The following is a 22,191-nucleotide window of genomic DNA, read 5'->3' as shown; positions in this document are numbered from 1 at the left end:
GTCTGATGACTTAGTCTACACCCGGAAGCTACTTAGACGGTTCCAATTTTCAGGGCTTGGGTGACTGAGCAAATCTCGCAACTCGTCCAAGCCCAGTCGAAACAGACTTTTGCTGGCGTAGCCATGCGCTTTCTGGCGCTTGGCCTTCATGGTCTCCACGTTGCCTTCAAGCAGCAGAACCGTACCTGTCCGCAAACACCAAATGAAGCTGATGGCGATCACCATCAGCAGCGTTGACACCCGCTCGGCCTGGGTCAATCCGGTCGCTTCCAGATCGAAGCCTCTGGTTTTCAGTGCAGCGTGCAGGTTTTCGCACTGCCAGCGCAGTGCGTACTTCCGCAAATTCTGATCTGCTCTGCCCTTGTAGGCCAGGTACAGCATCTCCGTCTTCGAGACCTTCAGTGCCAGAACACGGAGTCTGACCCCGTACACCACCATAGAGCTGTGCCAGACGCGAACCTCTCCCACCTGCATTTTCTTAGCGAAGACGTGGACAGGTAAGCTGTCCATCTTGGTGTCACTCCGCAGCCGGATACAGGGAGCAATCCCATGTTCGCTCAGGAACGTAAACCAGTCCTGGCCGATGAATTCACGGTCTGCAAGCAGACCGTCGATGTGGACCTGTGGACAGTGACGCAGAAAATCAGCCATCAGCTCCTTACGTATTCGCTGATCGCTGCTTCCCCCGTGCGGGAGAAAACGCCACATCAGCGGCAAACTGAACCCTTCCCATACCGCAGACAGCATCAGGATGTTGACGTCCCTCTTGCCCAGTTTCCAGTTCGTCCGGTCCAGGATGAGCGTCAGCTCATCCGTACCCAGCACGTGAAGCGCAAACTTCAGATACATCTCCTCTGGAATCAAAAACTGAACAAAGCGCAGAAGGCGTTGATACCGCATTTCTCGACTACCTGGCAAAGTGATCGTAGCTTTCAGATTGTTCAGCACCACGCTGCGCTGCTGGATGATCGCCAGAATCAACGCGACCAGGACGGTGAACCGTCGCTGGTCAATACGGAAAAAGGGACGCAAGGCAGTGAAGAGGCTATCTTGGGGGGGCTGGTTCAGGTGGTTCATCGCAGATACACCTTATGAACCAGCTCTTTTTGTGTCTACAGAATTTGCGTCTCAGACGGGATTGCCGGAGTTTTGAGGGGTAGTCAGCGCCCCTGGTCACGCTCAGAGCGAACTGGGAGAAGCTTTCGACGATTGGGGCGATCACTTCAGATGGACGATTCTTCCAGCACACAACATCCGGAGCGATCCGCAGTGGAGAGGTCATCCGATTCTTTGGGCACATCCTGCGCCAAGTTCAGGGGAACATCGTCGTGGTGCTGGACAATGCGAAAATTCATCACGCGAAAGTAACCCAGGCGTTCGTGGGTTCCCACGAACGCCTCTCTCTGATCTTTCTGCCTCCGTATGCTCCAGAGTTGAACCCGATCGAGTTGGTGTGGGCCTACGTCAAGCGCAATGTGTTGGGGAACTTTTGTGCCCACTCCATCAGAGCGCTGAAAAAGAGGCTTGTCACCGCCTGGCAGCGGGTCCGCTATATTCACCTGCCCCGTCAGCTTATGGACGCCAACTTACGCCGCTATCAATAACAGTTTTAGCCCTGAGTCTCCTGAATGATAAACAGCCCGATGCCTTCCCCTTCTTCTCTCACCCCAGCCACCACGCCAGTGCCTCCCGCTGCACCTCTGGCGGTACGGTATGCCCGCCTTCAAACTCCACGTAGTGCAGGTCGTGCCCCGCGCCTTCCAGCTGCTCCCGAATTACCCGCCCACAGCGGTCGATCGGGAGCACGCGGTCTGCGGTGCCGTGCGACACGAAAATGCGCGGCTGGCCCACCTGCGCGGCGGGGGCCAGGAAACCAGGCGAAAAGCCAAGCAGGTGGCTGAACAGGTCGCCGTTGCCCAGGCCCAGCGACAGGGCGTAGCTGGCCCCGTCCGAAAAGCCGTCCAGCGCCAGGTGCTGCGGGTCTATGGCGTAGCGGCTGAACACCAGGGCCAGGGCACGGTCTATAAAGTCCACGTCGGGGCCGTAGCCGCCGCGAATCACATCCCAGGTGCCGCCGCGTGAGTCGCAGGCCAACAGAATAAGGCCGTGCTGCTCGGCAGCGTCCACGAAGGGGCGGATAGAATGGCTGGCGGTACTTCCCGCGCCGTGGCAAGCCACCAGCAGCGGGCGTGGCCCTTCCAGCGGGTGAGTGGTGGGCACGTACAGCAGCCCGTCTCTCCCCTGCCCCAGCCCAAGCGGCAGCAGGCCGCGCTCGGCGGGGGGCGCGTGGGAAGCGGTGGGGTCAGGGCGGGCGCTCAGGCGGGCGGGGTGGGTGGTCATGGGTTCAGTATGGAGCGGGCCAAAGCAGGCCAAAGCAAAAGCCCCCACCGCTGGGGCAGGGGCTGTCCGGGTGGTGCACCCGACAGGAATCGAACCTGTGGCCTGCCCCTTAGGAGGGGGCCGCTCTATCCGACTGAGCTACGGGTGCGGGTGTGAATACAGCGCAGGAGCAAATGTACAAGCCCGCTTGGACGCCGCAGCAGTATAGCAAAGCGCCTGCTGCCCAGGCCCAGCCGCTAGACTGAACTCCATGTCCGACCAGAACCTGGAACAGCTGAGCATCAACACCATCCGCACCCTTGCCATAGACGCGGTGCAGGCGGCCAACTCCGGCCACCCCGGCGCGCCGCTGGGCATGGCCCCGATGGGGTACACGCTCTGGCAGCGCTTCTTGCGTCACAACCCTGCCAACCACCGCTGGCCGGGCCGGGACCGCTTTGTGCTGTCGGCGGGGCACGCGTCCATGCTCATCTACTCCCTGCTGCACCTGACCGGTTACCCCAAGATGACCTTGCAGGAGCTCAAAGACTTCCGCCAGTGGGACAGCCAGACGCCGGGGCACCCCGAGTTCTTCCATACCGACGGCCTGGACGCCACCACCGGGCCGCTGGGTCAGGGCATTGCGATGACCGTGGGCATGGCGATGGCCGAAGCGCACCTGGCCGCCCGCTACAACCGAGAGGGCTTCCCGGTGTTCGACAACTACACCTACGCCATCTGCGGCGACGGCGACCTGCAAGAAGGCGTGAGCCACGAGGCCGCCGCGCTGGCCGGGCACCTGGGCCTGGGCAAGCTGATTTGGCTGCACGACGACAACGAAGTTCAGCTGGACACCATGGTCGCCAAGGCCGATTCCGAGCGGATGCGGCTGCGCTTCGAGGGCTACGGCTGGCAGGTGCTGAAGGTCGAGGACGGCAACGATGTCGGGGCGATTGCGGCCGCCATCGAGCAGGCCCGCGCCGAAACCGCCAAGCCCACCCTGATTCAGGTCCGTACAGTCATCGGCTTCGGCAGCCCGCGTGCCGGCACCCCCAAGGCGCACGGTGAGCCGCTGGGCGACGAGGGCGTCACCAAGACCAAGCAGGCGCTGGGCTGGGACCACCCCGCCTTTACCGTGCCCGCCGAGGTGGCCGAGCACATGAGCGCCCTGAAGCGCGGCGCGGCGCAGCAGGCCGAGTGGGAAGAGATGATGAACCGCTACCGCGCCGAATATCCCGAACTGGGCCAAGAGGTGGACGACCTGCTGGAGCGCGAGCTGCCGGACAACCTGTGGGGGGCACTGCCGCAGTGGGAAGCGGGCAGCAAGGCCCAGGCCACCCGCTCCAGCAGCGGCGAAGTCATCAATGCCCTGGCTCCGCTGGTGCCGGGGCTGGTGGGCGGCTCGGCCGACGTATCGGGCAGCACCAAGACGGCCATCAGCGACTCGGAGCACATGCAGGCAGGCAACTACGCCGGGCGCAATGTGTACTTCGGCGTGCGCGAGTTCGGCATGAGCGCCGCCGCGAACGGCATGAGCCTGTACGGCGGCCTGCGCCCGCTGGTGGGCACCTTCATGGTGTTCAGCGATTATCTCAAGCCGGCCTACCGCCTCAGCGCCCTGCAGATGCAGCCGGTGACCTACGTGCTGACCCACGACAGCGTGGGCCTGGGCGAGGACGGCCCCACCCACCAGCCGGTCGAGCAGCTGGCGATGCTGCGGGCCGTGCCGGGCGCCCATGTGTTCCGCCCCGCCGACGCCAACGAGACCGCCGCCGCCTGGGCGCTGGCGCTGGAATACAAAAAAGGCCCCACAGCGCTGGTGCTCTCGCGCCAGAACCTGCCGGTGCTGCCTGCCAACCATGCGGGCGTGAAGAAAGGCGCCTACGTGGTCCGGGACGCCGAAAATGCCGCCGTGACCCTGCTGGCGACCGGCTCGGAAGTGGCGCTGGCCCTGGACGCCGCCGAAGCGCTGGCCGGCGAAGGCGTGGCTGCCCGCGTGGTGTCCATGCCCTGCTTCGAGCTGTTCCGCGAGCAGGACAGGGAGTACCGCCGCGAGGTGCTGGGCACGGCCCCCCGCGTGGCGATTGAGGCCGCCGCCAGCCAGCCCTGGTTCGAGTGGGTCGGCACGGAGGGCGGCCTGGTCACGCTGGACCGTTTCGGCGCGTCCGCCCCCGGCGAAGTGGTGCTGGAAAAGCTGGGCTTCAGCGTACAGAACGTGGTCAAGGTGGTCCGGGAAACCATCGGCTGAGCTGCCACTGCTGAACTCCCCTGCCCTGGCTACGGCCGCCGGCAGGGGAGTTTTTCTGTCTCCGGTCTGTCACGAAGCTGTCAGGCAGACTGCACTAGAACTTCGCGGTGCCTCTGGAGTGGAACACCAGCTATGAGACGGGCGAGAGTCGCCTTGACCGCCAGCACCGGCGGCTGTTCGACTATGCCAACCAGTTGGAAGGCCACCTTGACCGTCTGCGGGCCGGCGAGGCGCCGGACCTGGGGGAACTCGGAGTGTTCCTCTCCTTTGTAGAGACCCACCTCTACCTGCACCTGACCTACGAAGAACTGCTGATGCGGCGCACCGGCAACCCCGCCGCCGCCCAGGGGCGCGCCGCACACGCCCGGCTGGAAGCCTACGGCCAGGGCTTCCGCGCCCGGCTGGCGGCACAGGGCCTGACGCTGCCGCTGCTGGAAGAGCTGCACCACGTCATGCACACCTGGCTGCTGGGCCATGTGGTGCGGGTAGATGTGGGCCTGCAGACAGCGCTCCAGGCTTCTCCCCAACCAGCCGGCGCAGCAGCCAGCCCTCCGTCCCGGCTGTTGCAGGCCGGCTGAGCGGGGGCCGGACCGCAGGCAGTCGCATCACTGCCCGGATACGTCCGGCCTGATTCAGCCGGTGGGCCATGGCAGGTCTGACCTGGGTGCCTCCGCCAAAAATTGGCGCTCCGGGCCACAATTTCGTATCAGTTGCCCAGAATCTCGCTGAGGTTGCCGCTCAGCGCCGCGCCGCCCAGTACAGTGCCGGCCGCGCTCAGGCCTGGGCCGCCCAGGGTGGGGGCCAGCCACACGCGGCCGCTGCCCCGGTACACCTGCAAGTAGCCCTCGCCCGTCTTGCCAGCGCCCAGCAGGCTGCGGGCACTGCGCTCCACGGTCATCTCCAACCCACCGGTGTAGGCCAGGACCAGGTTCCCGTCCACCTTGAGGGTGTCGCCCTGCAAGTCCAGCACCTGGAATTCCTCGGGGTGGACCGGGCTTTGCAGGCAGAACACGCCGCTGCCGCTGAGCCGGGGCTGAATGCGGCCCTCGCCGCTGCCCATCATGTTGGCCAGGCCACGGTTGACGTGCCGCCCCACGGTAATTTGCCCGGCCGCCGCCACGAAGGCGCCGTCGTCCACAATCAGGTCCTCACCGGCAAGTTCGCCCAGCAGGTAATGCAGCCGCGTGGGCTCGGTGCTGATCTGGCCGCTGCCACGGTACACCGTCTTGAACAGCCCCTCGCCGGTGGCCGCCGCCGTCATGGCTCCGCGCAGCAGTCCGCCCAGGCCACCCCCCTGCGCCCCACCGGTGGCCGAGGCCTGCACTTCCATCTCGCCGCGCAGCCACTGCAGCGCTCCCGGTTCCAGCACGGCCTGAGCGCCGCTCAACTCCAGCTGAAGCTGGCGGTAGGGGTCGGGGCGGCTGATGGCCTGGTGAAAGCCGCTCAGCGGTTCTTCCAGCGGGGAGGCGGAGTACTCCAGCACACGCACCGACGCGCCGGGAAAGGCCAGGGTTTGGGTCACACGGGACTGCCATTTGTATTGCATATTCTTCGGTACGCGGCCGCCCTGGTCAGAGTTCCGCGCAAGTGTCACCTTGCAGCGCCGAGCGTACAAAGAAGCGACCTCCAATATTCCTGAAACCTCTTCAAGGGCTTTAGAGAGGCTCCGCAATGAAGGAATATGGGGGGCAAAATCAATAGGAGCATAGACTCAAAATGTCCCTTGGCTTTACGGATGCCGGCTTTGCTCTTATACTGCCCCAACGGAGGAATGATGACCTACAAAAGACTAAGTGAGCAGGTTCAAGAATTGACCAACGCCCAGCGCAGCGATACGTTTGTGCGCCAGTTCCGTGAAGCGGTGCGCCAGGGCGAGCTCAAAGCCATTTATCTGCCGGGCGAACGTTTTACGTTGCCCAAGCAGTACACCCGGCGCGGCAAAAGCGGCACCTATCAGAAAGACACCAAAGAAATGCTGTTTGAACACACCCCTGAGTTTGAAGCGTGGTTCGACGGCGTCAACCGTGAATTGGCCGTGAGCCGTAAGGGCAGCAGCATCAAGCCCACGCTGGAAACCGTGGAGGCCGGCCTGGTGGACTTCGAGGCCCTGGCCCGCGAAACCCAGGAAAAGATGCAGGCCAGCTTTGAAAAGGGTCAGGCCCTGGGCAAGACCCGCGCCAAGAAGCCGGCTGGGCGCCGCAAATAACGCCCTCTGGAGGCCGCCGAGCCTCAGCCCTTCCCCGCCCAGTGCGGGGATTTTTTGTGGGCCGGCGGCGGCCTGAGAGCTGGCACCGGCCGGGACCGGCAGCGTATGCTGGGCGCCATGAACGAAGTGTCCCTGTCCGAACCTGCCGCCCCCACGTCCCGGCCATCTCCCGGCCTGCTGCTGGTCATCACCGGCGCGTCCGGTGTGGGCAAGGGCACGCTGCGGGCCGACTGGCTCAGGGACCAGGACGTGTTCTATTCCACCTCGTGGACCACCCGCGCCCCCCGCGAGGGCGAGCGGGACGGCGTGGACTACGTGTTTGTGGACCGGGACACCTTCAGCGAGCACATCGCACGCGGCGAGTTCCTGGAGCATGCCGAGTTCGTGGGCAACCATTACGGCACGCCGCTGGCTCCTATCCGCCAGGCGCTGGCCCGCGGGCAGGACGTGGTGCTGGAGATTGAGGTAGAAGGTGCCCGGCAGGTCCGCGAGCGGCTGGGAAACGAGGCGGTGATGATTTTCATCATGCCGCCCAGCCTGGAGGAGCTGCGCCGCCGGCTGGAAGGCCGCGCCACCGAGACGCCCGAGCGCATTGAAAAGCGCCTGGCCCGCGCCGAGGTGGAGATGAACCAGACCGACATGTTCGACTACGTGGTCGTCAACGATGACCTGGCACAGGCGGTGGCCGACCTGCACGCCATTCAGCAGGCTGAACGCAGCCGCCTGCTGCCGGCCGCCGAGCGCTCCCCCGAGCAGCTGGCGCAGGCCAGGGGCGCCGACCACCTGCGGACCGCTCGGAGCGTAGGAGCCGGCCAGTGAGGGCAGCCCAGGAGCGACTGAGCCTGGTGCAGGGGGACATCACCCGCCAGCAGGTGGACGCTATCGTCACTGCCGCGAACGCCGGCCTGCGCGGTGGCGGCGGCGTAGATGGAGCTGTCCACAGCGCCGCCGGCCCTGAACTGCTGGCTGCGCTGCGGCCCATCGGCGGCACCCCGACCGGCACCGCCGTCATTACCTCAGCTTTCCGGCTGGAGGCGCGCGGCGTACGCTGGGTCATCCACGCCGTGGGGCCGGTGTGGCACGGTGGCGCACGCGGCGAGGCGGAAGCACTGGCCGGCGCCTACCGTCAGAGCCTCAAGCTGGCCGCCGAAGCTGGCGCCCACAGCGTGGCCTTCCCACTGATCAGCGCGGGCGTGTACGGTTATCCCCTGGAACAAGCACTGGACATTGCCCTGCGTACCCTGCTGGCAGGGCTGGAAGCGCACCCCGAGCTGGAAGCCCGGCTGGTGCTGTTCGGAGAGCCTACCTACCGGGCAGCGCAGGCCGCGTTCGGGCGGCTCTGAGACGCAGTACGGCGAAAAGGCTCACCCGGATACCACTCGGGTGAGCCTATTGCTCTTGGGGCACAGCCCGCGCTTACTGCTTGGTCAGAATCCGCACGCTGAGCAGCTTGTCGGGCACGGCACCCTCCACCGGAGTTTCGCCGCCGCCGTCGCTGGTGGCGGTGCGGGTCAGGCCATCCAGGGCGGCCTGGCCGTCCACCACCTTGCCGAAGATGGTGTGGCGGCCGTTCAGGAACTCGGTGGGCGCAAAGGTCACGAAGAACTGGCTGCCGTTGGTGCCAGGGCCAGAGTTGGCCATGGCCAGCAGGTTGGGTTCGCTGAAGGTCAGGTTCTGGCGGATTTCGTCGGGGAACTGATAGCCGGGGCCGCCGCTGCCCCACTCTTCCTTCTTGGCCTCGTCCACGCTGAGAGGGTCGCCACCCTGCGCCATGAACCCGTCAATCACGCGGTGAAAGCGGGTGCCGTCGTAAAAGTGGTTGCGGGCCAGCGCCACGAAGTTGTTCACGGTCACAGGTGCGTCCTGTTCCAGCAGGTCAATCAGGACCTGACCGCGTGAGGTGTCCAGCAGGGCGTAGTAGTCGGTGCCCTGCTGCAGGGCGCGGGCAGGCTGCTTGTCGAAGGCACGCACCGGCTCCTGGCTGAGGGGCTCCAGGGCCTTGTAGCCGGCCGGCACCTCGCCGGGCTTGGTGACTTCCGGGACGCTGGCGGCCGCGCTGGCACTGGTCCCTGCGGCGCTGGCCTCACTGGCACTCGTCTCAGTGGCGCTGGTGCTGGCTTCACTGGTAGTGGCTTCACTGGTCGCCGCCGAGCTGGTCGTGGTCGTGGTGGTTTTGGTCTGCTCCTGGCAGGCGCTCAGGGTGCCCAGGCCCAGCAGGGCACTGAGCAGCAGCGCGGGGGATTTGGCAAAGTTCATCGGGTCTCAGTCTAGCCAGGCTCGGTGGGAAGCGTGTTAAAGCTCAGAGCGCAGGCAGGTACTCGCTCAGCTGCGGCATCAGGTCACGGGCGGTCAGGTCCAGCCGCACCGGCGACACGCTGATAAAGCCGCGCTGCACGGCGCCGTAGTCGGTGCGTTCGTCTTCATCCTCCGGCGCGGTACTGGTGCCGGCCACCCAGTGATACTCGCGGCCCTCGGGGTCCTGGCGCGAGTCGATGCGGTCTTCCCAGCGGTGCATCCCCACCTCCGTAACCTGCACGCCCTGGGGGCCCGTACCGGGGAAATTCACGTTCAGCAGCGTGCGGGGCGGCAGCCCACGTACCGCCACCTCGGCGGCCAGGCGGGCGGCGTAGTCGGCGCCAGCAGCAAAGTCGTACTCGCCGTCAGGGCGGGCCTGCTGGCTGAAGGCAATAGACGGAATCCCCAGCGCCAGGCCCTCGATGGCCGCCGCCACCGTGCCGGAGTGGGTCAGGTCGTCGCCCAGATTGGGGCCGATGTTGATGCCGCTGACCACCAGGTCCGGCCGCGCCAGCAGGTGAACCCCCAGCACCACGCAGTCGGCCGGGGTGCCGTCCACCCGGTAGGCCGGAATGTCCCCGAAGCCGGCCGCCGCCGTGTGCTTGAAGCGCAGCGGCCGGCGAATGGTGATGCCGTGCCCCACTGCCGACTGTTCCACGTCCGGGGCCACCACGAACACGTTGCCGACCTCGGCCAGGGCCAGCCCCAGCGCCTTGATCCCCGGCGAGAAGATGCCGTCGTCGTTGGCGACCAGGATGGTGGGCCGCGCCGGGTTGGCCGGCTGGAAGCGGGGCGGACGGGCAGCTTGTGTGCGGGCAGGCAGCTCGGCAGTCATGTTCCCTATCCTGCCACGGACCCCTAGCTGGTCCGCCCTCATTCCCCTTCCGCCACCCGCAGCACAGCGGGAAGCAGCACAGGGGAAAGCAGCACAGCGAAAAGCGGCCCCGTCAGGCCGCTCTGGTCCCAGGTGAGCTGGGTCAATCTAGCGCTGGCACTTAGCGCCGCTTGGTGTACAGGGTGCCCTTGTCGGTATGCACGGTCACGCGCTTTTGGACGACCTGCTTCTTGCCGCCCAGGCCCAGCGCCTTGGCAAGCAGCAGGGCCGGCACGGCCAGGACCGCCACCAGCGCGTTCCACAGAGCACCGAATACGCTGGGCAGCAGCGCTTTGGGCGCACTCTGCTGCATGGTCAGCATCGAGTGGGGGTGGTCCATGCGGGTGGTGCGCTGCCAGGCCCGCTGGCGCTGCTGCGGGCTCAGCGCTCCGCCGGTTTCGGCGGCGTAGGCAATGGCGCGGGCTTCGCGGGAGGTCAGGTAGCCTTCTTCCTTGATCTGGGCACTCAGGCTGGCCTCGCTGGACCCGAAGTGCTTGGCGTAGGCATAGGTCAGCTCGGCGCCGAAAAACAGAATCATGGAGTTGTAGTAGATCCACAGCAGCAGCAAGATGATGGACGAGTAGGCGCCGAACGCGCTGCCCGGCGCAAAGTTGGCGAAGTACCAGCTGATGATGACCTGCAAGATGGAAAACAGCACCGCCGTAATGGCCGCGCCCACCAGGACGTCGCGCCACTGCAGCCGCACGTTGGGCAGCACCCGGTAGATGACGGCGAACACCCCGGTCAGCAGCAGCGAACCCAGCAGCAGGGTGCCTAGCCGGGCCAAGAAGGCGCCGGCGCCCCAGGCCTCGCCCAGCTGCTGCGCGATGGCCGACATGTAGGTATTCAGGCCGAAAAACAGCAGCATCACGACGCCGAAGCCCAACACCATCAGCAGGCCCTTGCCGCGGGTCTTCAGCTGCCCGGCAAAGCCGCCAGTGGCTTCAGGCGGCACGTTCCACAGTTCGTTGAGCGAGGCCTGCAGCTGCACGAACAGGTTGGTGGCGCCCCACGCCAGCGTCGCCAGACCGATCAAGGCGCCAGCCGTGATACCGCGGCTGAGGTCCACCTTGTCGTCCTGATTGTCAATCATGGTCTGCAGGGCATTGCCCACGTCGGCGCCGAAGTTGCTGGACAGAAATTCCACGATGCGCTGCTGCACACCGGGGTCGGCCAGCAGGCTGGTCAGGAAGGTGATGGCCAGAATCAGCAGCGGCACCAGCGCAAAAATCGTGAAGTACGTCAGGGCGGCGGCCAGGCGCGGAGCATTGTCCTTGCCGAAGGACGTGGCCGCCTCGCGCACCAGCAGAGCAGTTTGGGGAACAGTGAGCATCTTGTCTCACAGTCTAAACGTCCCTGCTGCCGGGGGGCGCCCGGACGCACTCACAGGCCGTTTAGGGTTGCCCCTGCTAGCCTGAAGCGGTATGCGTCCCATTCCCGAGAACCACAGCGAAACCCTGACCATCACCGTGACCGACGACATGACCGTGAACTTTACCGAGTTGGGACCGCTGCACCCGGTCTACTCCACCTACACCCTTGCCAAGCACTTCGAGGAAGCCGGGCGCAAGCTGCTGCTGCCCTTCTTGGAGCCGGGCGAAGACAGCATCGGGATTCAGGTGGAAACCTTTCATACCGGCTCGGCGCTGCCCGGCATGGAAGTCACGGTCACGGCCACCTTGCAGGAGGTGAGCGGCCGCCGCGTCGTGTGTGCGCTGCGGGCCGTGAGCAGCCTGGGCGACGAGATCGGGCACGGCACGGCCAGCCAATTGGTGCTGCCCGAGGAGAAAATCAGGGCAGGCTTCGAGGCACTGCGGGAGCGCTTCGCGGCCAGCCGGCAGCCTTCCTAGAGCCGGGGGCCTCTTACGCACGCGCCCCGCGCTGTGACAAGCTCCAGCACCTCAACTATGCTGTAGCCCATGCCCAGCCCCAACCAACTGACCCGCTACTACGACGTAAAACGCGACGAGCATGGGCAGCGCTATGTGGAAGTGCACGTGACCGGCTTTCCGCTGCTGCAGATTCCGCTGCTGAACAAGTCCACCGGGTTTTCCTTGCAGGAGCGCCGGGAGCTCGACATAGACGGTCTGGTGCCCCCGCACATCAACTCGCTGTCCGAGCAAAAGGAGCGCACCTATCAGGCATACGGCCGCCAGACCAGCGACATCGGGCGGCACGAGTTCCTGCGGGCGCTGCAAGACCGCAATGAAGTGCTGTTCTACTCGCTGCTGATCGATCACCTCGAAGAGATGCTGCCGATTCTGTACACCCCCACCGTGGGCGAGGCGGTGCGGAACTTTTCCAGTATCTACCGCTACCCACGCGGACTGGCGGTCAGCACCAGCAATGTCGGCCATGTGGAAGAGGTCATCAACAATGTGCCGCTCAACGACGTGCGCATGATTGTGGCCACCGATTCCAGCGCCATTTTGGGAATTGGAGACCAGGGCTTCGGCGGCATGGCGATCAGCATCGGCAAGCTGAGCCTGTACATCGCCGCGGGCGGGCTGGGCCTGGACAAGACCCTGCCGGTAGAGCTGGACGTGGGCACCGACCGCGAAGACCTGCTGGCGGACCCCCTGTACCTGGGACAGCACCACCGCCGCCTGACGGGCCGGCAATACGATGAGTTTCTGGACCGTTTCGTAGAAGCCGTGGCCGAGCGTTACCCGCAGGCCATCGTGCAGTGGGAAGACTTTTCGCGGAACACCGCTTTCCACGTGCTGGAGCGCTACCGCCGCGTGATTCCCAGCTTCAACGACGACATTCAGGGCACCGGGGCCATGGCCGTGGCGGGCCTGGTGAGTGCGGCGCGGCAAAAGGGCGAGACGCTGAAAGACCAAGTGTTCGTGGTGGTCGGCAACGGCGCGGGCGGTATCGGCGTGGCGGGCATGATTCGCCAGGGCCTGCTGCGTGAGGGCCTCAGCGACGCGGAAGTGCAGCGGCGCCTGTTCGTGGTGGCCCGCGAAGGGCTGATGATAGAAGGGCGCGGCTACGAGCAGGACGCTTTTCAGCAGCCGTTTATCCAGCCGCGCAGCGCCGTGGAGGGCTGGCAGCTGGCCGGCGAACAGCCCACACTGCTGGAAACGGTGCAGAACGCGGGAGCCACCGCCGTCCTGGGGCTGACGGGCGCGGCGGGGCTGTTCGGTGAGGAGCTGGTGCGGGCCATGCTCGCCAATACGGCGCGGCCTATCATCTTCCCGCTGAGCAACCCCACCAGCCACATCGAGGCGCACCCCGCCGACCTGCTGCGCTGGACCGACGGCGCGGCCATCATCGCCACCGGCAGCCCCTTCGACCCCATCGAACACGGCGGGCAGACCTACCGCATCGGGCAGGGCAACAACGCCTTTATCTTCCCTGGCCTGGGCTTCGGGGCCGTGATGAGCCGCGCCCGCGAAATCACCGACGGCATGGTGATGGAAGCCGCGCAGACCCTGGCCGACTGGACGGCAGAGCACAGCGGACCGGACGCGGTCTTTCCGGTAGTGTCGCAGCTGCGTGCCGTGAGCGAGGAGGTGGCTGTGCGGGTGGCCCGCCAGGCGATCACCGAAGGGGTGAGTGCCGAGCGCCGCATCCGCAACATGACCGACGAGGCGCTGGCGGACTTTATCCGTGAGCACCAGTGGACTCCGGAGTACCTGCCGTTCCGCCGCAGCAACGACGCTGAGCTGGCCCTGGGCCTGTAAGAGAGCGTCAGGATTTCGCAGGTCTGGGCGGGGCTGCACTTCACTGCCCCGCCCTATTCCCCTTTACTCTGCTGGGGCCAGCGCCCACACACGTACCCCAGCGCCGCGCCAGTCAGCAGGCTGAGCAATGCGCTCACCCGCAGCAGGGTGAGGTCAGTGTGGGGCAGGAAGCGGTTCCGCCCTCCGGCCACCACGCCAGCCAGCAGCCGGCGGCCTTCGTCGCGGCGAAGCTCGGCTGTGTGGGCGGCAGGACCAGGCAGGGCATCTCCCCGCATGTCTCAAGCCTAAAAACCTTCCCGGCCCGCCGCGTCCTCCCAAAGGTGGGGAGGACCGGGCAGGCCGGGGCGGGAACGTTCGCAGCCCTACGTGTCTCTGTGAGCGGGCCGGAACCGCCCATATTTCAGCGCTTCAGGCCTGCCGTCCATATCAGCTCTGCTGACGCTTGCGCTCCAGCGCCGCTTCGACCAGGCCGGCGAAGGGCGGGCTAGGGCGCATCGGGCGGCTCTTGAACTCGGGATGGGCCTGCAGCGCCACGTAGTACGGGTGGACATTCCGGGGCAGCTCCACGGTTTCCACCAGGCCGGCCCCGCGCCCCTCGACCCCAGGTGTCACGCCGCTGATGACCAGACCGGCCTCCTGAAGCTGCGGCACGTACTGCGGGTTCACCTCGTAGCGGTGGCGGTGGCGCTCGGTCACGGTGCCGCCCTGGGGCACGCCGTACATCTCGGCCACCTGGGTGCCTGCGGCCAGCTGCATGGGCCAGTCGCCCAGGCGCATGGTGCCGCCCATGCCCTCCACTTCCAGCTGCTCGGGCATCAGGTCAATCACCTTGTGCTCGGCGTAGGGGTCGAACTCGGAGGAGTTGGCGTCCTTGATTCCGGCCTTGTGGCGGGCGTACTCGATCACGGCCACCTGCATGCCCAGGCACACGCCCAGGTAAGGCACGCCGCGCTCGCGGGCGTACTCGGCGGCCTTGACCTTGCCCTCGATACCGCGAATGCCGAAGCCGCCGGGCACCAGAATGCCGTCGGCGTCGCCCAGCAGGGCTTCGATGTTCTCACCGCTTTCGGCCAGCTCCTCGGCGTTGACCCATTTCACGTTCACATGGGCGTCGTTGGCGACTCCGGCATGGGTCAGCGATTCCAGTAGGCTGAGGTAAGCGTCGGGCATGGCCGTGTACTTGCCAGCAATGGCGATGGTGACTTCGTTTTCCGGGGCCTTGAGGGTCTTGACCGCGTTGGTCCACACGTTCAGGTTGGGGTGGGTGCGCTCCAGGCCCAGCAGGTCTTCCACCGCCTTGCCCAGCCCCTGCTCTTCCAGCGCCAGCGGCACCTCGTAGATGTGCGGCACGTCGTAGCTACTGAACACCCGGTTTTCGCGCACGCTGGTAAAGGCGGCGATCTTGCGGGTAATTTCGGCAGGCAGCTTCTCCTTGGAGCGCACCATCACGATGTCGGGGCTGATGCCGTAGCTTCTGAGCGCCGCCACCGAGTGCTGGGTGGGCTTGGTCTTGAACTCGTTGGAGGTGCCCAGATACGGCACCAGCGTCAGGTGCAGGTACAGCACGTTCTCGTCGCCTTCGTCGAACTTGAACTGCCGGATGGCTTCAAGGAACGGCAGCGACTCGATGTCACCCACCGTGCCGCCCACTTCAATCAGCACGATTTCCGCGCCCGCCGTTTCGCCAGCGGTGCGGATACGGCGCTTGATTTCGTCGGTCACGTGCGGAATCACCTGCACGGTCTGCGAGAGGTAGTCGCCGGCCCGCTCCTTGCGGATGACCTCCTGGTACACCTGCCCGGTGGTGATGTTGCTGCCCTGGGGAATATCCAGATCAAGGAAGCGCTCGTAATTGCCGATGTCAAGGTCGGTCTCGGCGCCCGAGGCGGTCACGAAGCACTCGCCGTGCTCGTAGGGCCGCATGGTGCCGGCGTCGATGTTGATGTAAGGGTCGATCTTGACGGCGGTGACTTTGTAACCACGGGCCCGCAGCAGGGCGCCCAGGCTAGCGCTGGCGATGCCCTTGCCCAGGCTGCTGACCACGCCGCCGGTAACGAAGATGTATTTCATGCTAACTCCTATGCTGGGAAGAAGCGGGAGAGGAAAAAGCGGGAAGCAATGATCCAGCGGCGCCGCAGGCTTTTTCCGTGGGGGGCGGCCAGAAGCCGAGTCCATAAAAAAAGCCGTGGCGCCAGGCTCACGGGGTTATAGGATAGCACGCGCTGGGGCCGGTGCCTCCCAGTTTCCCCAACCCGCCGCCGCTGACACCCGGCAGACAGCCCACGCACTACGGTGGAGCATGAACACTGAAGATAAAACCCGCGGTTACCTGGCACTGGCCGCCCTGGGGTTGATCCTGCCGCTGACTCAGTTCGCGCCCTGGCTGCTGGAACGCGGTCTGGACTTGGGACTGCTGTGGCAAGAGATTGTCCAGTCTAGAATCTCGGCGTTTGCCTGGGCAGACGTAGCTGTGACCGCGCTGAGTGTGCTGTTTCTGGTCTCGGCGGAAACTCACCGCACGGTGTCCCACCGCTGGCTGGCCGTGCTGGGCACCCTGCTGGTGGGGCCGTCGTTCGGGCTGCCGCTTTACCTGTGGCTACGCGAGCTGGGCAAGCGCGAATTGTAGCGGCAAGCGACACTGCCAGCGGTTCCCCGGCCCAACACTCGACAGCTCTGGGGCACCGGCGCTCAGCTGCGCCGCTCGGCAGCCGAGGTGCCCGCGTCCATCAGTTCAGCCAAGCGGGCGGCCGTGTGCTGAGCGCCCATCTGCCGGGCCGCGTCCAGGGCGCTGAAGCCAACCGCGTCGCGGGCGTTCAGGTCGGCGCCGCGCTCCAGCAGCAGCTCCAGCATCTCGGCGCGGTCGAACATGGCCGCCAGGAACAGGGCGGTGCGGCCATCGGGACCGGGGCTGTCCACGTCCACGCCCAGGTCCAGCATCAGCCGCACCATGTCGAGGTCGCCCTTGAACGCGGCCGCCTGCAGTGACGTCTGGCCCCGGTCGTTGGCGCGGGAAGCGTCGGCACCGGCTTCCAGCAGCACGCGCACCACTGCCGGCTGGCCGTTGTAGGCGGCCAGCATCAGCAGGGTGTCACCCTTTTCGTTGGTCAGGTTGACCGGCACGCCCCGGTCCAGCCATTGCTCCACCTCGTCCGCCTCGCCGGCGCGGGCCAGGTCGAACATGCGCTGCAGCAGCTCCAGAATTTGGGGATCGAGTTCGGAAGCGTGGGTCATGCGCCCCAGTGTGCCACACGCTCCTGTCTGTGGACATCCTGCCAGAGTGACCAGCAGTTACCAGCGCACGCTCAGGCTGACGGTGCCGTCTACTCGGTCGGGCGGAGTGTAGCCCAGATTGACATTGGCACTCAGGGCCGGGGCGCGCAGGCCCTGGGGCACCGGAGCGACCGAGTAAGCCACGCTGGTGCGGCCGGTCAACGGGCTGAAGTTCAGCGCAGCCGCCTGATTGACGGTCTTGGCCGGGAATACGGTATAGGTTGCTTGGGCGATGCGCTGCCCGGCGGCGTTGAAGATATCCACCGCGCCGCTGTGTGCCGACAGCGCCAGGAAACTGACCGAGTGGAGAGTGTAGGGAGTGAGAATGACCTTGCCTCCCGGCGGCCCCCGGAACACCAGCCGGGGGTCGGCGGGCCGCAAATAGACCTCGGTGGGCACCTCACTCAGCAGCGTGAACGACAGCAGCGCCGTGGTGTAGCCAGGAGCCACCGCCGCTTCGAGTCGCGACGGCTGAATCAGCACCTGCCGGGCCACTTCGGTTGGGGCCGGAGCAGCCGTCACCTGCTGCACGGTCACTGCCGGCGCCACCAGCGCTCCGGTCTGTGCCGCACTCGCACCCGCCACGGCCGCGCCCAGCAGCGCCAGCGCCACTTTTATCCTACGCATAGCTTGTCTCCTTTGGGCGGCACCCTTGCGGGCAGCACTTCGCGCCGCTCTGTCACAGCGTCACGGCCGAGCAGGGCCGAACAGTGCGAAAAGGCAGAGCTGCAGCCAGAGAGCCTTGCAGGCTGCCTGGCTGCAGACTCGGCCTGCTTAGAACGAGCTGTCGGCGCCGCTGGTGTTGCTGGCGGCCGCCGTGGCGCTCACGTCGAAGACCACGCTCACCGTCTGCTCGCCCTGCGAAACGTCGGTGCTGTCATCGAAGCTCAGCAGGAAGGTCAGGTTGGTCTGTCCGCCGGCAGGCAGGGTGGCCGACGCCGACTGAGCCGTCACCTTCAGGTGCGCGGCGCCGGTTCCGGTCGGCGCAGCAGCCACCGCAGCAACGTCGATTTCGCGGTCGGTGGTGTTCGTCACCGGAATGGACACGGTAAAGGAGTTGCCGGGCCGAATCTGCGCGGCACTCAAGGTAATGGCCGTACGGGGCACGCTGAAGCTCACAGCCTGAGCATAGGTACCGGCCGCCGTAAGCGACAAAGAGGCGTTGTCGTAATCGGTAGAGACACTGCTGTCTGCCAGGGCGGAGGTGAAGACGGCCAAGAGAACGGCGAAGGTGATTTTCTTAAACATGGCAAACTCCTGAGATACGTCTGGCACAGCTACAGGGCCGTGCAAGACAGAGGCCTACGGAACACTGTCCCGTAAACGCAACGAAAAGTCGGTCGCACCACTGGCTCCTCCCGTCCGAGGTGCCCGGATTACAGGACGGGAATCATCACCTCCCTCCACAGAAATTTGCGAAGTTGCCTGGATACTGCCCGCAAGCCTCTCACACCGTCCTGACACTGCGTCTGTGACGCACATGACAGCGCGGCTTTAGAAAGCGTCCGGTGTCTGCAGCCTCATCTTCATCTGCAAGCGGCGGCACCCAGGTGTCAGGGGCTTGCTACCAGCTCACCCCTAGGCTGAGACCGATGAAGCTCCGTCCGTTTCTACTGCTGCTGCAGGTGCCGTTCGTAGCCCTGCTGCTGACCTCAGGTGTTCTGCTGAATCACGCGCTGTCGGCCAATACCCACGCTGACCAGTACACCCAGCAGGCCCAGCAGGAACTGGAGGCGTTGGAAACCATGCTGAAGCTGGTCCTGGATATGGAAACCGGCCTACGCGGCTACGTGATCACCGGCAACCAGGATTTTCTGGAGCCGTACACCTCGGCCCGCGCGCAGCTGCCCCGGACGCTGGACGACCTGGAAACTGTCGCCCAGGCTTCCGGCAGCGCCGAACGGCTGGAGCACACGCAGAACATGCGCCGCCTGATGACCACCTGGCAATCTCAGGTGGCCGAACGGGAAATCGCGGCACGCCAGCGCTCCAAGGATGAAGCCGAAGCCATCGTGGCCAGCGGTGAAGGCCGGCGCCTGATTGACGCGGTCCGCGCCGAAAAGATGTCCTATGAACGGCTGGCCCGCAGCGCCCTGACAGCGCGCCGGGCCGAGGCGGCCGCGCAGTGGCAGCAGCTGCAGCGCGCTTTGCTGCTGGTCGGACTGACGCTGCTGCTGGTGGCCGCCAGTGCCGCCTGGTGGGGGGCCGGCTGGCTGGCACGGCAGTTCGGGGCGGTGGCGCTGGCAGCCCAGCGCCTCGCGCAGGGGGAATGGGTCACGGTGCCGGCGGTCCAGCTGAGCGAGCAGCGGGCACTGGCACGCGCCTTTAACAGCATGGGGGCGCAGCTGAGCGAAGCCCAGGAGCAGGCCCGCGCCCGCACCGCCGAGCTGGAAGTGCAGGGCACACTGCTGCGGCAGTTGGGACAGCTGAGCGACCTGCTGCTGGCCGCCCGCAGCCTGGACGAGGGCGGCGAGATCGTGGCGCGGGCGCTGCCCGAGCTGCTGCCAGGTTCGTCGGGAACGCTGTTCGTGTATGCAGCGTCCCGCAACCTGCTTCAGCCGCTGGCGCACTGGGGCGGGGAAGCGGCCCAGCAGGCCCGCTCGCCGCACGACTGCTGGGCACTGCGCCGGGGCGAGGCGCTCTGGCCGGGCGAGCGGACGCTGGTGCCGCCCTGCCTGGGCACAGGGGCTCAGGCCGCCTATACCTGCTTGCCGCTGACCGCTCACGGCGAGGCCCTGGGGCTGCTGCAGATGACCCTGCCGGGCGAAGCGGACGCCCACAGCCGGCGCATAGTGGGCAGTCTGTCGCGGCAGCTTTCGCTCTCGCTGGACGCCCTACGGCTGCAGGGCGAGCTGCGCCAGCAGTCTATCCGCGACGCGCTGACCGGACTGTACAACCGCCGTTACTACGAGGACCATCTCGCGGCCAGCGTGGCCCGCGCCCTGAGCAGCGGTGAGCCGCTCAGCCTGCTGGCGCTGGACGTGGACCACTTCAAACGCTTCAACGACACCTTCGGCCACGACGCCGGCGACGCCGTACTGGTGCGGGTGGGCGCGGCCCTGCGCGAAGCAGCGCAGCGCACCGGCGAGGCCGCCTGCCGCCCCGGCGGAGAAGAGTTTGCTCTGCTGCTGCCTGGTGTAGACGCCGCAGAAGCCCTGCGCCGCGCCGATGCCCTGCGGGCCGAAGTGGCCAGCTGGACGCTGAAGCATGCCGGGCTGTCGCTGGGCCGCGTGACCATTTCGGTCGGTGTCGCGTCGCTGGAGCAGGGCGGCACTCCCGCCTCGCTGGCCCGGCAGGCCGACGAAGCGCTCTACGCCGCCAAACGGGCCGGCCGCAACCGGGTACTGGCGTGGTCGGGGGAACTGCCTGCGCCAGCACCCGGCAGCGAGCCCGCACAGCCCAGCAGCCCGGCCTGATTTCCCCGCTCGGTTCCTTGGCCGCTCAACCTAGCCTTAGCCTCTCAACCTATTGATTTGTGCTTAAGTTGGTAACATAAGGTGTGACGCTTTCTGCTTGGCGACCCGCTCGTCTCTCCCGCACTCAACAGGAAGAGCGCCGTCTAGCTGCTCAGCCCCTCCTGAATGATCCCGACTGGTCCACTCGAGATCTGGCCCGACATTTCGGTGTGGCTGAGGTGACTATTCGTGCCTGGCGTGCCCGTATACGCCACGGTGGTGAGGAAGCGCTCCGCGCTTCCCGTGCCACTGGCCGCCCGGAGTTCCTCACCCCTGACCAGCAGAAGGAAATTCAGGACATTCTTGAGAGCGATCCCCGACTGCATGGCTTCGAGACCAGTGGCTGGACTGTCCCCAAGGTCCGTCAAGTGATCGGTCTGAAGTATGGGGTCTGGATCGACCGTGCCCATCTTTCCAGGAAGCTCAGACGTTGGGGATTCTCGTATCAGCGGCCCGCGTTGCGGGCCGTAGAGCGTAACGAAGAGGATATTGCAGCTTGGGTCCGTCTCCAGAAGGAGGCGTTGGAAAAAAAAGAGGGCTGAGGGGGCGACGATCATTTTTCTGGACGAGAGTGGGTTCAGTCTGAAGACGACAAGGGTTCGCGCGTGGGGACGACGAGGCGAGACACCGATTATCCCGACAAAACTGCGTTGGGCACATCTTTCTGTGATTGGAGCCATCACCACAGGCGGACAGTTTTTGCAGCACACCTGTCAGGGTGCAGTACGGTCCCCACAAGTCGTGAAGTTCCTGGATCATGTCCTGCGTCATGTCGCCGGAGAGGTGGTAGTCATCCTTGACCGGGCCATGATTCACCGGTCGAAAGCAGTGCAGGCGTTCGTGCAGCTGCACGAACGCCTAACCCTGATCTATCTCCCACCCTATGCGCCAGAATTGAATCCCATCGAACTGATCTGGGCAGATCTCAAACGGAATGTCGTAGGTAACTTCTGTGCGCTAACGACAGAAATGCTGACGAAGCGGTTGAAAGTGGGATGGCAGCACATCCGGCGCAAATCTTTGCCACTAGCCTTTATCCGAGGCACACCCTTTACTGCTTCGCTAGCAACTTAAGCACGGATCAGTAGCGTTGCTTCTCAGGTGCCGGCTGCGCAGCCGGGCGCTCACCAGCCAGCCGCTCCCCAGTCAGGCGCTCACCGGCCAGGCACATCAGCGCCCACTGGCCGGCCAGGAACCAGGCGCCCAGCAGCAGCGAACCCAGGTTCAGCAGCCAGGCTGCCGGAGTGAGCAGGCGCTGGGCCGTGTGGGTGCGCTCCAGCCAAGTCTGCACCTCGGCCTGCTGCGCCCGCAACTCCGGCACGCTGGGACGGTTTTCCAGCAGCGTGGCCCAGTTGTCGGTCACGGTCTGGAACTCGCGCAGGGCCTGCTCGGTCACGCCGTTCTGGGTCAAGAACAGCCCAATCAGCGGCGCTTCCTGGGCGCGGTCCGCTAGGTTGCCCACCGAGCGCACGGCGGCCAGCGTTTCGGGCCGGGCCAGGATATCCAGCGGTTCCAGCGAGGCCGTCAGCTGGGCGAGGTTGGTGTCTACGGCAGTCAGGCCGGCCTCGGCCTGCGAAAGCCAGCCGCTCAGGACCGGCAGCAAGGTCAGGGTCAGGCCCCAAGTGCCCAGCGTCAGCAGCGCTGCCAGCCCGGTGCCCAGGGCGCCCAGCAGCCGTGCCAGCCGCCAGAACCCGGCCGGCAGGCGAGAACGTGTAGGGGGTCGCGTCATGGGGAGCATTGTAGTCAGCCCTGAGAACGCAGGCGCAGACAAAGGACACCCGCTGGCCGGTACAGCCGGGGCACCAGCACCAAAAAACAGGCCACGGAGTCGTCCG

General features: G+C 65.8%; 23 protein-coding genes, 1 tRNA gene and 1 riboswitch. Of the genes, 11 read left to right on the top strand and 13 right to left on the bottom strand.

Translation table 11 applies throughout. From position 1 onward, the window contains the following. Positions 1-15: 15 nt before the first annotated feature. On the bottom strand, positions 16-1,077 hold the full coding sequence (locus DEIPR_RS02680) for an IS4 family transposase (RefSeq protein ID WP_013614294.1): 1,062 nt from the start codon (positions 1,075-1,077) through the stop codon (positions 16-18). Positions 1,078-1,169: 92 nt separating this feature from the next. On the opposite strand from DEIPR_RS02680, the gene DEIPR_RS02675 reads away from it, so the two are divergent. Continuing rightward, positions 1,170-1,604, top strand: a complete 435-nt coding sequence (locus DEIPR_RS02675) for an IS630 family transposase (RefSeq protein ID WP_083801525.1) — start codon at positions 1,170-1,172, stop codon at positions 1,602-1,604. Positions 1,605-1,662: 58 nt separating this feature from the next. On the opposite strand, the gene DEIPR_RS02670 is transcribed toward DEIPR_RS02675, so the two are convergent. Next, entirely contained in the window at positions 1,663-2,340 is a 678-nt protein-coding gene (locus DEIPR_RS02670; RefSeq protein ID WP_013614293.1) for an alpha/beta hydrolase, read from the bottom strand. Positions 2,341-2,411: 71 nt separating this feature from the next. Further along, positions 2,412-2,488: transfer RNA gene (locus tag DEIPR_RS02665), tRNA-Arg, on the bottom strand. A gap of 102 nt (positions 2,489-2,590) precedes the next feature. Between DEIPR_RS02665 and tkt the strand changes: the two genes are divergently transcribed. Continuing rightward, a complete protein-coding gene (gene tkt, locus DEIPR_RS02660) occupies positions 2,591-4,567 on the top strand; it encodes a transketolase (RefSeq protein ID WP_013614292.1) in 1,977 nt (658 codons plus the stop codon). A 107-nt stretch (positions 4,568-4,674) separates the two neighbouring features. Beyond that, positions 4,675-5,145 carry a bacteriohemerythrin gene (locus tag DEIPR_RS02655; RefSeq protein WP_013614291.1) on the top strand — a complete coding sequence of 157 codons (471 nt, stop codon included), beginning with the start codon at positions 4,675-4,677 and terminating at the stop codon, positions 5,143-5,145. 128 nt (positions 5,146-5,273) lie between these two features. On the opposite strand, the gene DEIPR_RS02650 is transcribed toward DEIPR_RS02655, so the two are convergent. Next, positions 5,274-6,089: an AIM24 family protein gene (locus DEIPR_RS02650; RefSeq protein WP_245532715.1), complete on the bottom strand. Its 816-nt coding sequence runs from the start codon at positions 6,087-6,089 to the stop codon at positions 5,274-5,276. 252 nt (positions 6,090-6,341) lie between these two features. Between DEIPR_RS02650 and DEIPR_RS02645 the strand changes: the two genes are divergently transcribed. The 3 genes from DEIPR_RS02645 (at position 6,342) to DEIPR_RS02635 (ending at position 8,116) form a co-directional block, all read left to right on the top strand. Then, complete coding sequence (locus tag DEIPR_RS02645; RefSeq protein WP_013614289.1) at positions 6,342-6,773, top strand: hypothetical protein; 432 nt, start codon at positions 6,342-6,344, stop codon at positions 6,771-6,773. 105 nt (positions 6,774-6,878) lie between these two features. Then, positions 6,879-7,592 carry a guanylate kinase gene (gmk, locus tag DEIPR_RS02640; protein WP_049775206.1) on the top strand — a complete coding sequence of 238 codons (714 nt, stop codon included), beginning with the start codon at positions 6,879-6,881 and terminating at the stop codon, positions 7,590-7,592. After that, positions 7,589-8,116 (top strand): macro domain-containing protein, encoded by a 528-nt coding sequence (locus tag DEIPR_RS02635; protein ID WP_013614287.1) that lies wholly within the window; start codon positions 7,589-7,591, stop codon positions 8,114-8,116. Before gmk ends, DEIPR_RS02635 begins: the two co-directional genes overlap by 4 nt. Before the next feature lie 73 nt (positions 8,117-8,189). On the opposite strand, the gene DEIPR_RS02630 is transcribed toward DEIPR_RS02635, so the two are convergent. The 3 genes from DEIPR_RS02630 to DEIPR_RS02620 all read right to left on the bottom strand — a co-directional run bounded on the left by DEIPR_RS02630 (position 8,190) and on the right by DEIPR_RS02620 (position 11,275). Further along, positions 8,190-9,029, bottom strand: coding sequence for a peptidylprolyl isomerase (locus DEIPR_RS02630; protein WP_013614286.1), 840 nt, complete (start codon positions 9,027-9,029; stop codon positions 8,190-8,192). Positions 9,030-9,072: 43 nt separating this feature from the next. Then, a complete protein-coding gene (surE, locus tag DEIPR_RS02625; RefSeq protein ID WP_013614285.1) occupies positions 9,073-9,903 on the bottom strand; it encodes a 5'/3'-nucleotidase SurE in 831 nt (276 codons plus the stop codon). Positions 9,904-10,063: 160 nt separating this feature from the next. Next, complete coding sequence (locus DEIPR_RS02620; protein WP_013614284.1) at positions 10,064-11,275, bottom strand: YihY/virulence factor BrkB family protein; 1,212 nt, start codon at positions 11,273-11,275, stop codon at positions 10,064-10,066. 91 nt (positions 11,276-11,366) lie between these two features. Here DEIPR_RS02620 and DEIPR_RS02615 point away from each other — a divergent pair, with 91 nt between their 5' ends. Both DEIPR_RS02615 and DEIPR_RS02610 read left to right on the top strand, forming a co-directional pair. Then, positions 11,367-11,792, top strand: coding sequence for a thioesterase family protein (locus DEIPR_RS02615; RefSeq protein WP_013614283.1), 426 nt, complete (start codon positions 11,367-11,369; stop codon positions 11,790-11,792). Between the two features lie 69 nt (positions 11,793-11,861). Then, positions 11,862-13,631, top strand: coding sequence for an NAD-dependent malic enzyme (locus DEIPR_RS02610; RefSeq protein WP_013614282.1), 1,770 nt, complete (start codon positions 11,862-11,864; stop codon positions 13,629-13,631). A 53-nt stretch (positions 13,632-13,684) separates the two neighbouring features. Here DEIPR_RS02610 and DEIPR_RS02605 read toward each other — a convergent pair whose 3' ends face one another. Both DEIPR_RS02605 and DEIPR_RS02600 read right to left on the bottom strand, forming a co-directional pair. Next, entirely contained in the window at positions 13,685-13,906 is a 222-nt protein-coding gene (locus DEIPR_RS02605; RefSeq protein WP_013614281.1) for a hypothetical protein, read from the bottom strand. A 151-nt stretch (positions 13,907-14,057) separates the two neighbouring features. Beyond that, positions 14,058-15,701 (bottom strand): CTP synthase, encoded by a 1,644-nt coding sequence (locus DEIPR_RS02600; protein WP_013614280.1) that lies wholly within the window; start codon positions 15,699-15,701, stop codon positions 14,058-14,060. 229 nt (positions 15,702-15,930) lie between these two features. Here DEIPR_RS02600 and DEIPR_RS02595 point away from each other — a divergent pair, with 229 nt between their 5' ends. Continuing rightward, on the top strand, positions 15,931-16,257 hold the full coding sequence (locus DEIPR_RS02595) for a DUF2834 domain-containing protein (protein WP_013614279.1): 327 nt from the start codon (positions 15,931-15,933) through the stop codon (positions 16,255-16,257). A 62-nt stretch (positions 16,258-16,319) separates the two neighbouring features. Here DEIPR_RS02595 and DEIPR_RS02590 read toward each other — a convergent pair whose 3' ends face one another. From DEIPR_RS02590 to DEIPR_RS02580, 3 genes are all read right to left on the bottom strand, one after another. Further along, positions 16,320-16,862, bottom strand: a complete 543-nt coding sequence (locus DEIPR_RS02590; protein ID WP_013614278.1) for an ankyrin repeat domain-containing protein — start codon at positions 16,860-16,862, stop codon at positions 16,320-16,322. A 57-nt stretch (positions 16,863-16,919) separates the two neighbouring features. After that, entirely contained in the window at positions 16,920-17,528 is a 609-nt protein-coding gene (locus DEIPR_RS02585) for a hypothetical protein (RefSeq protein ID WP_013614277.1), read from the bottom strand. Between the two features lie 147 nt (positions 17,529-17,675). After that, positions 17,676-18,149, bottom strand: a complete 474-nt coding sequence (locus DEIPR_RS02580; protein WP_013614276.1) for a hypothetical protein — start codon at positions 18,147-18,149, stop codon at positions 17,676-17,678. 77 nt (positions 18,150-18,226) lie between these two features. After that, positions 18,227-18,311, bottom strand: a riboswitch (cyclic di-GMP riboswitch). 182 nt (positions 18,312-18,493) lie between these two features. On the opposite strand from DEIPR_RS02580, the gene DEIPR_RS02575 reads away from it, so the two are divergent. Continuing rightward, the gene (locus DEIPR_RS02575; RefSeq protein ID WP_013614275.1) at positions 18,494-20,317 is read left to right on the top strand and encodes a diguanylate cyclase; all 1,824 of its coding nucleotides are present in this window, start codon (positions 18,494-18,496) and stop codon (positions 20,315-20,317) included. A gap of 83 nt (positions 20,318-20,400) precedes the next feature. Then, positions 20,401-21,430 (top strand): IS630 family transposase gene (locus DEIPR_RS14860; RefSeq protein WP_425358579.1). Its coding sequence is split into 2 segments (ribosomal slippage): positions 20,401-20,892 and positions 20,894-21,430, totalling 1,029 coding nucleotides; the frame shifts between segments, so codons are not numbered across the junction. Between the two features lie 7 nt (positions 21,431-21,437). On the opposite strand, the gene DEIPR_RS02565 is transcribed toward DEIPR_RS14860, so the two are convergent. Beyond that, positions 21,438-22,085 carry a hypothetical protein gene (locus DEIPR_RS02565; protein WP_041221907.1) on the bottom strand — a complete coding sequence of 216 codons (648 nt, stop codon included), beginning with the start codon at positions 22,083-22,085 and terminating at the stop codon, positions 21,438-21,440. Between the last annotated feature and the right edge of the window lie 106 nt (positions 22,086-22,191).

The organism is Deinococcus proteolyticus MRP, assembly GCF_000190555.1.
Taxonomy (GTDB): domain Bacteria; phylum Deinococcota; class Deinococci; order Deinococcales; family Deinococcaceae; genus Deinococcus; species Deinococcus proteolyticus.
Note: the sequence above shows the minus strand (reverse complement) of the source record. Positions and strands in the feature narration are given on the sequence as shown.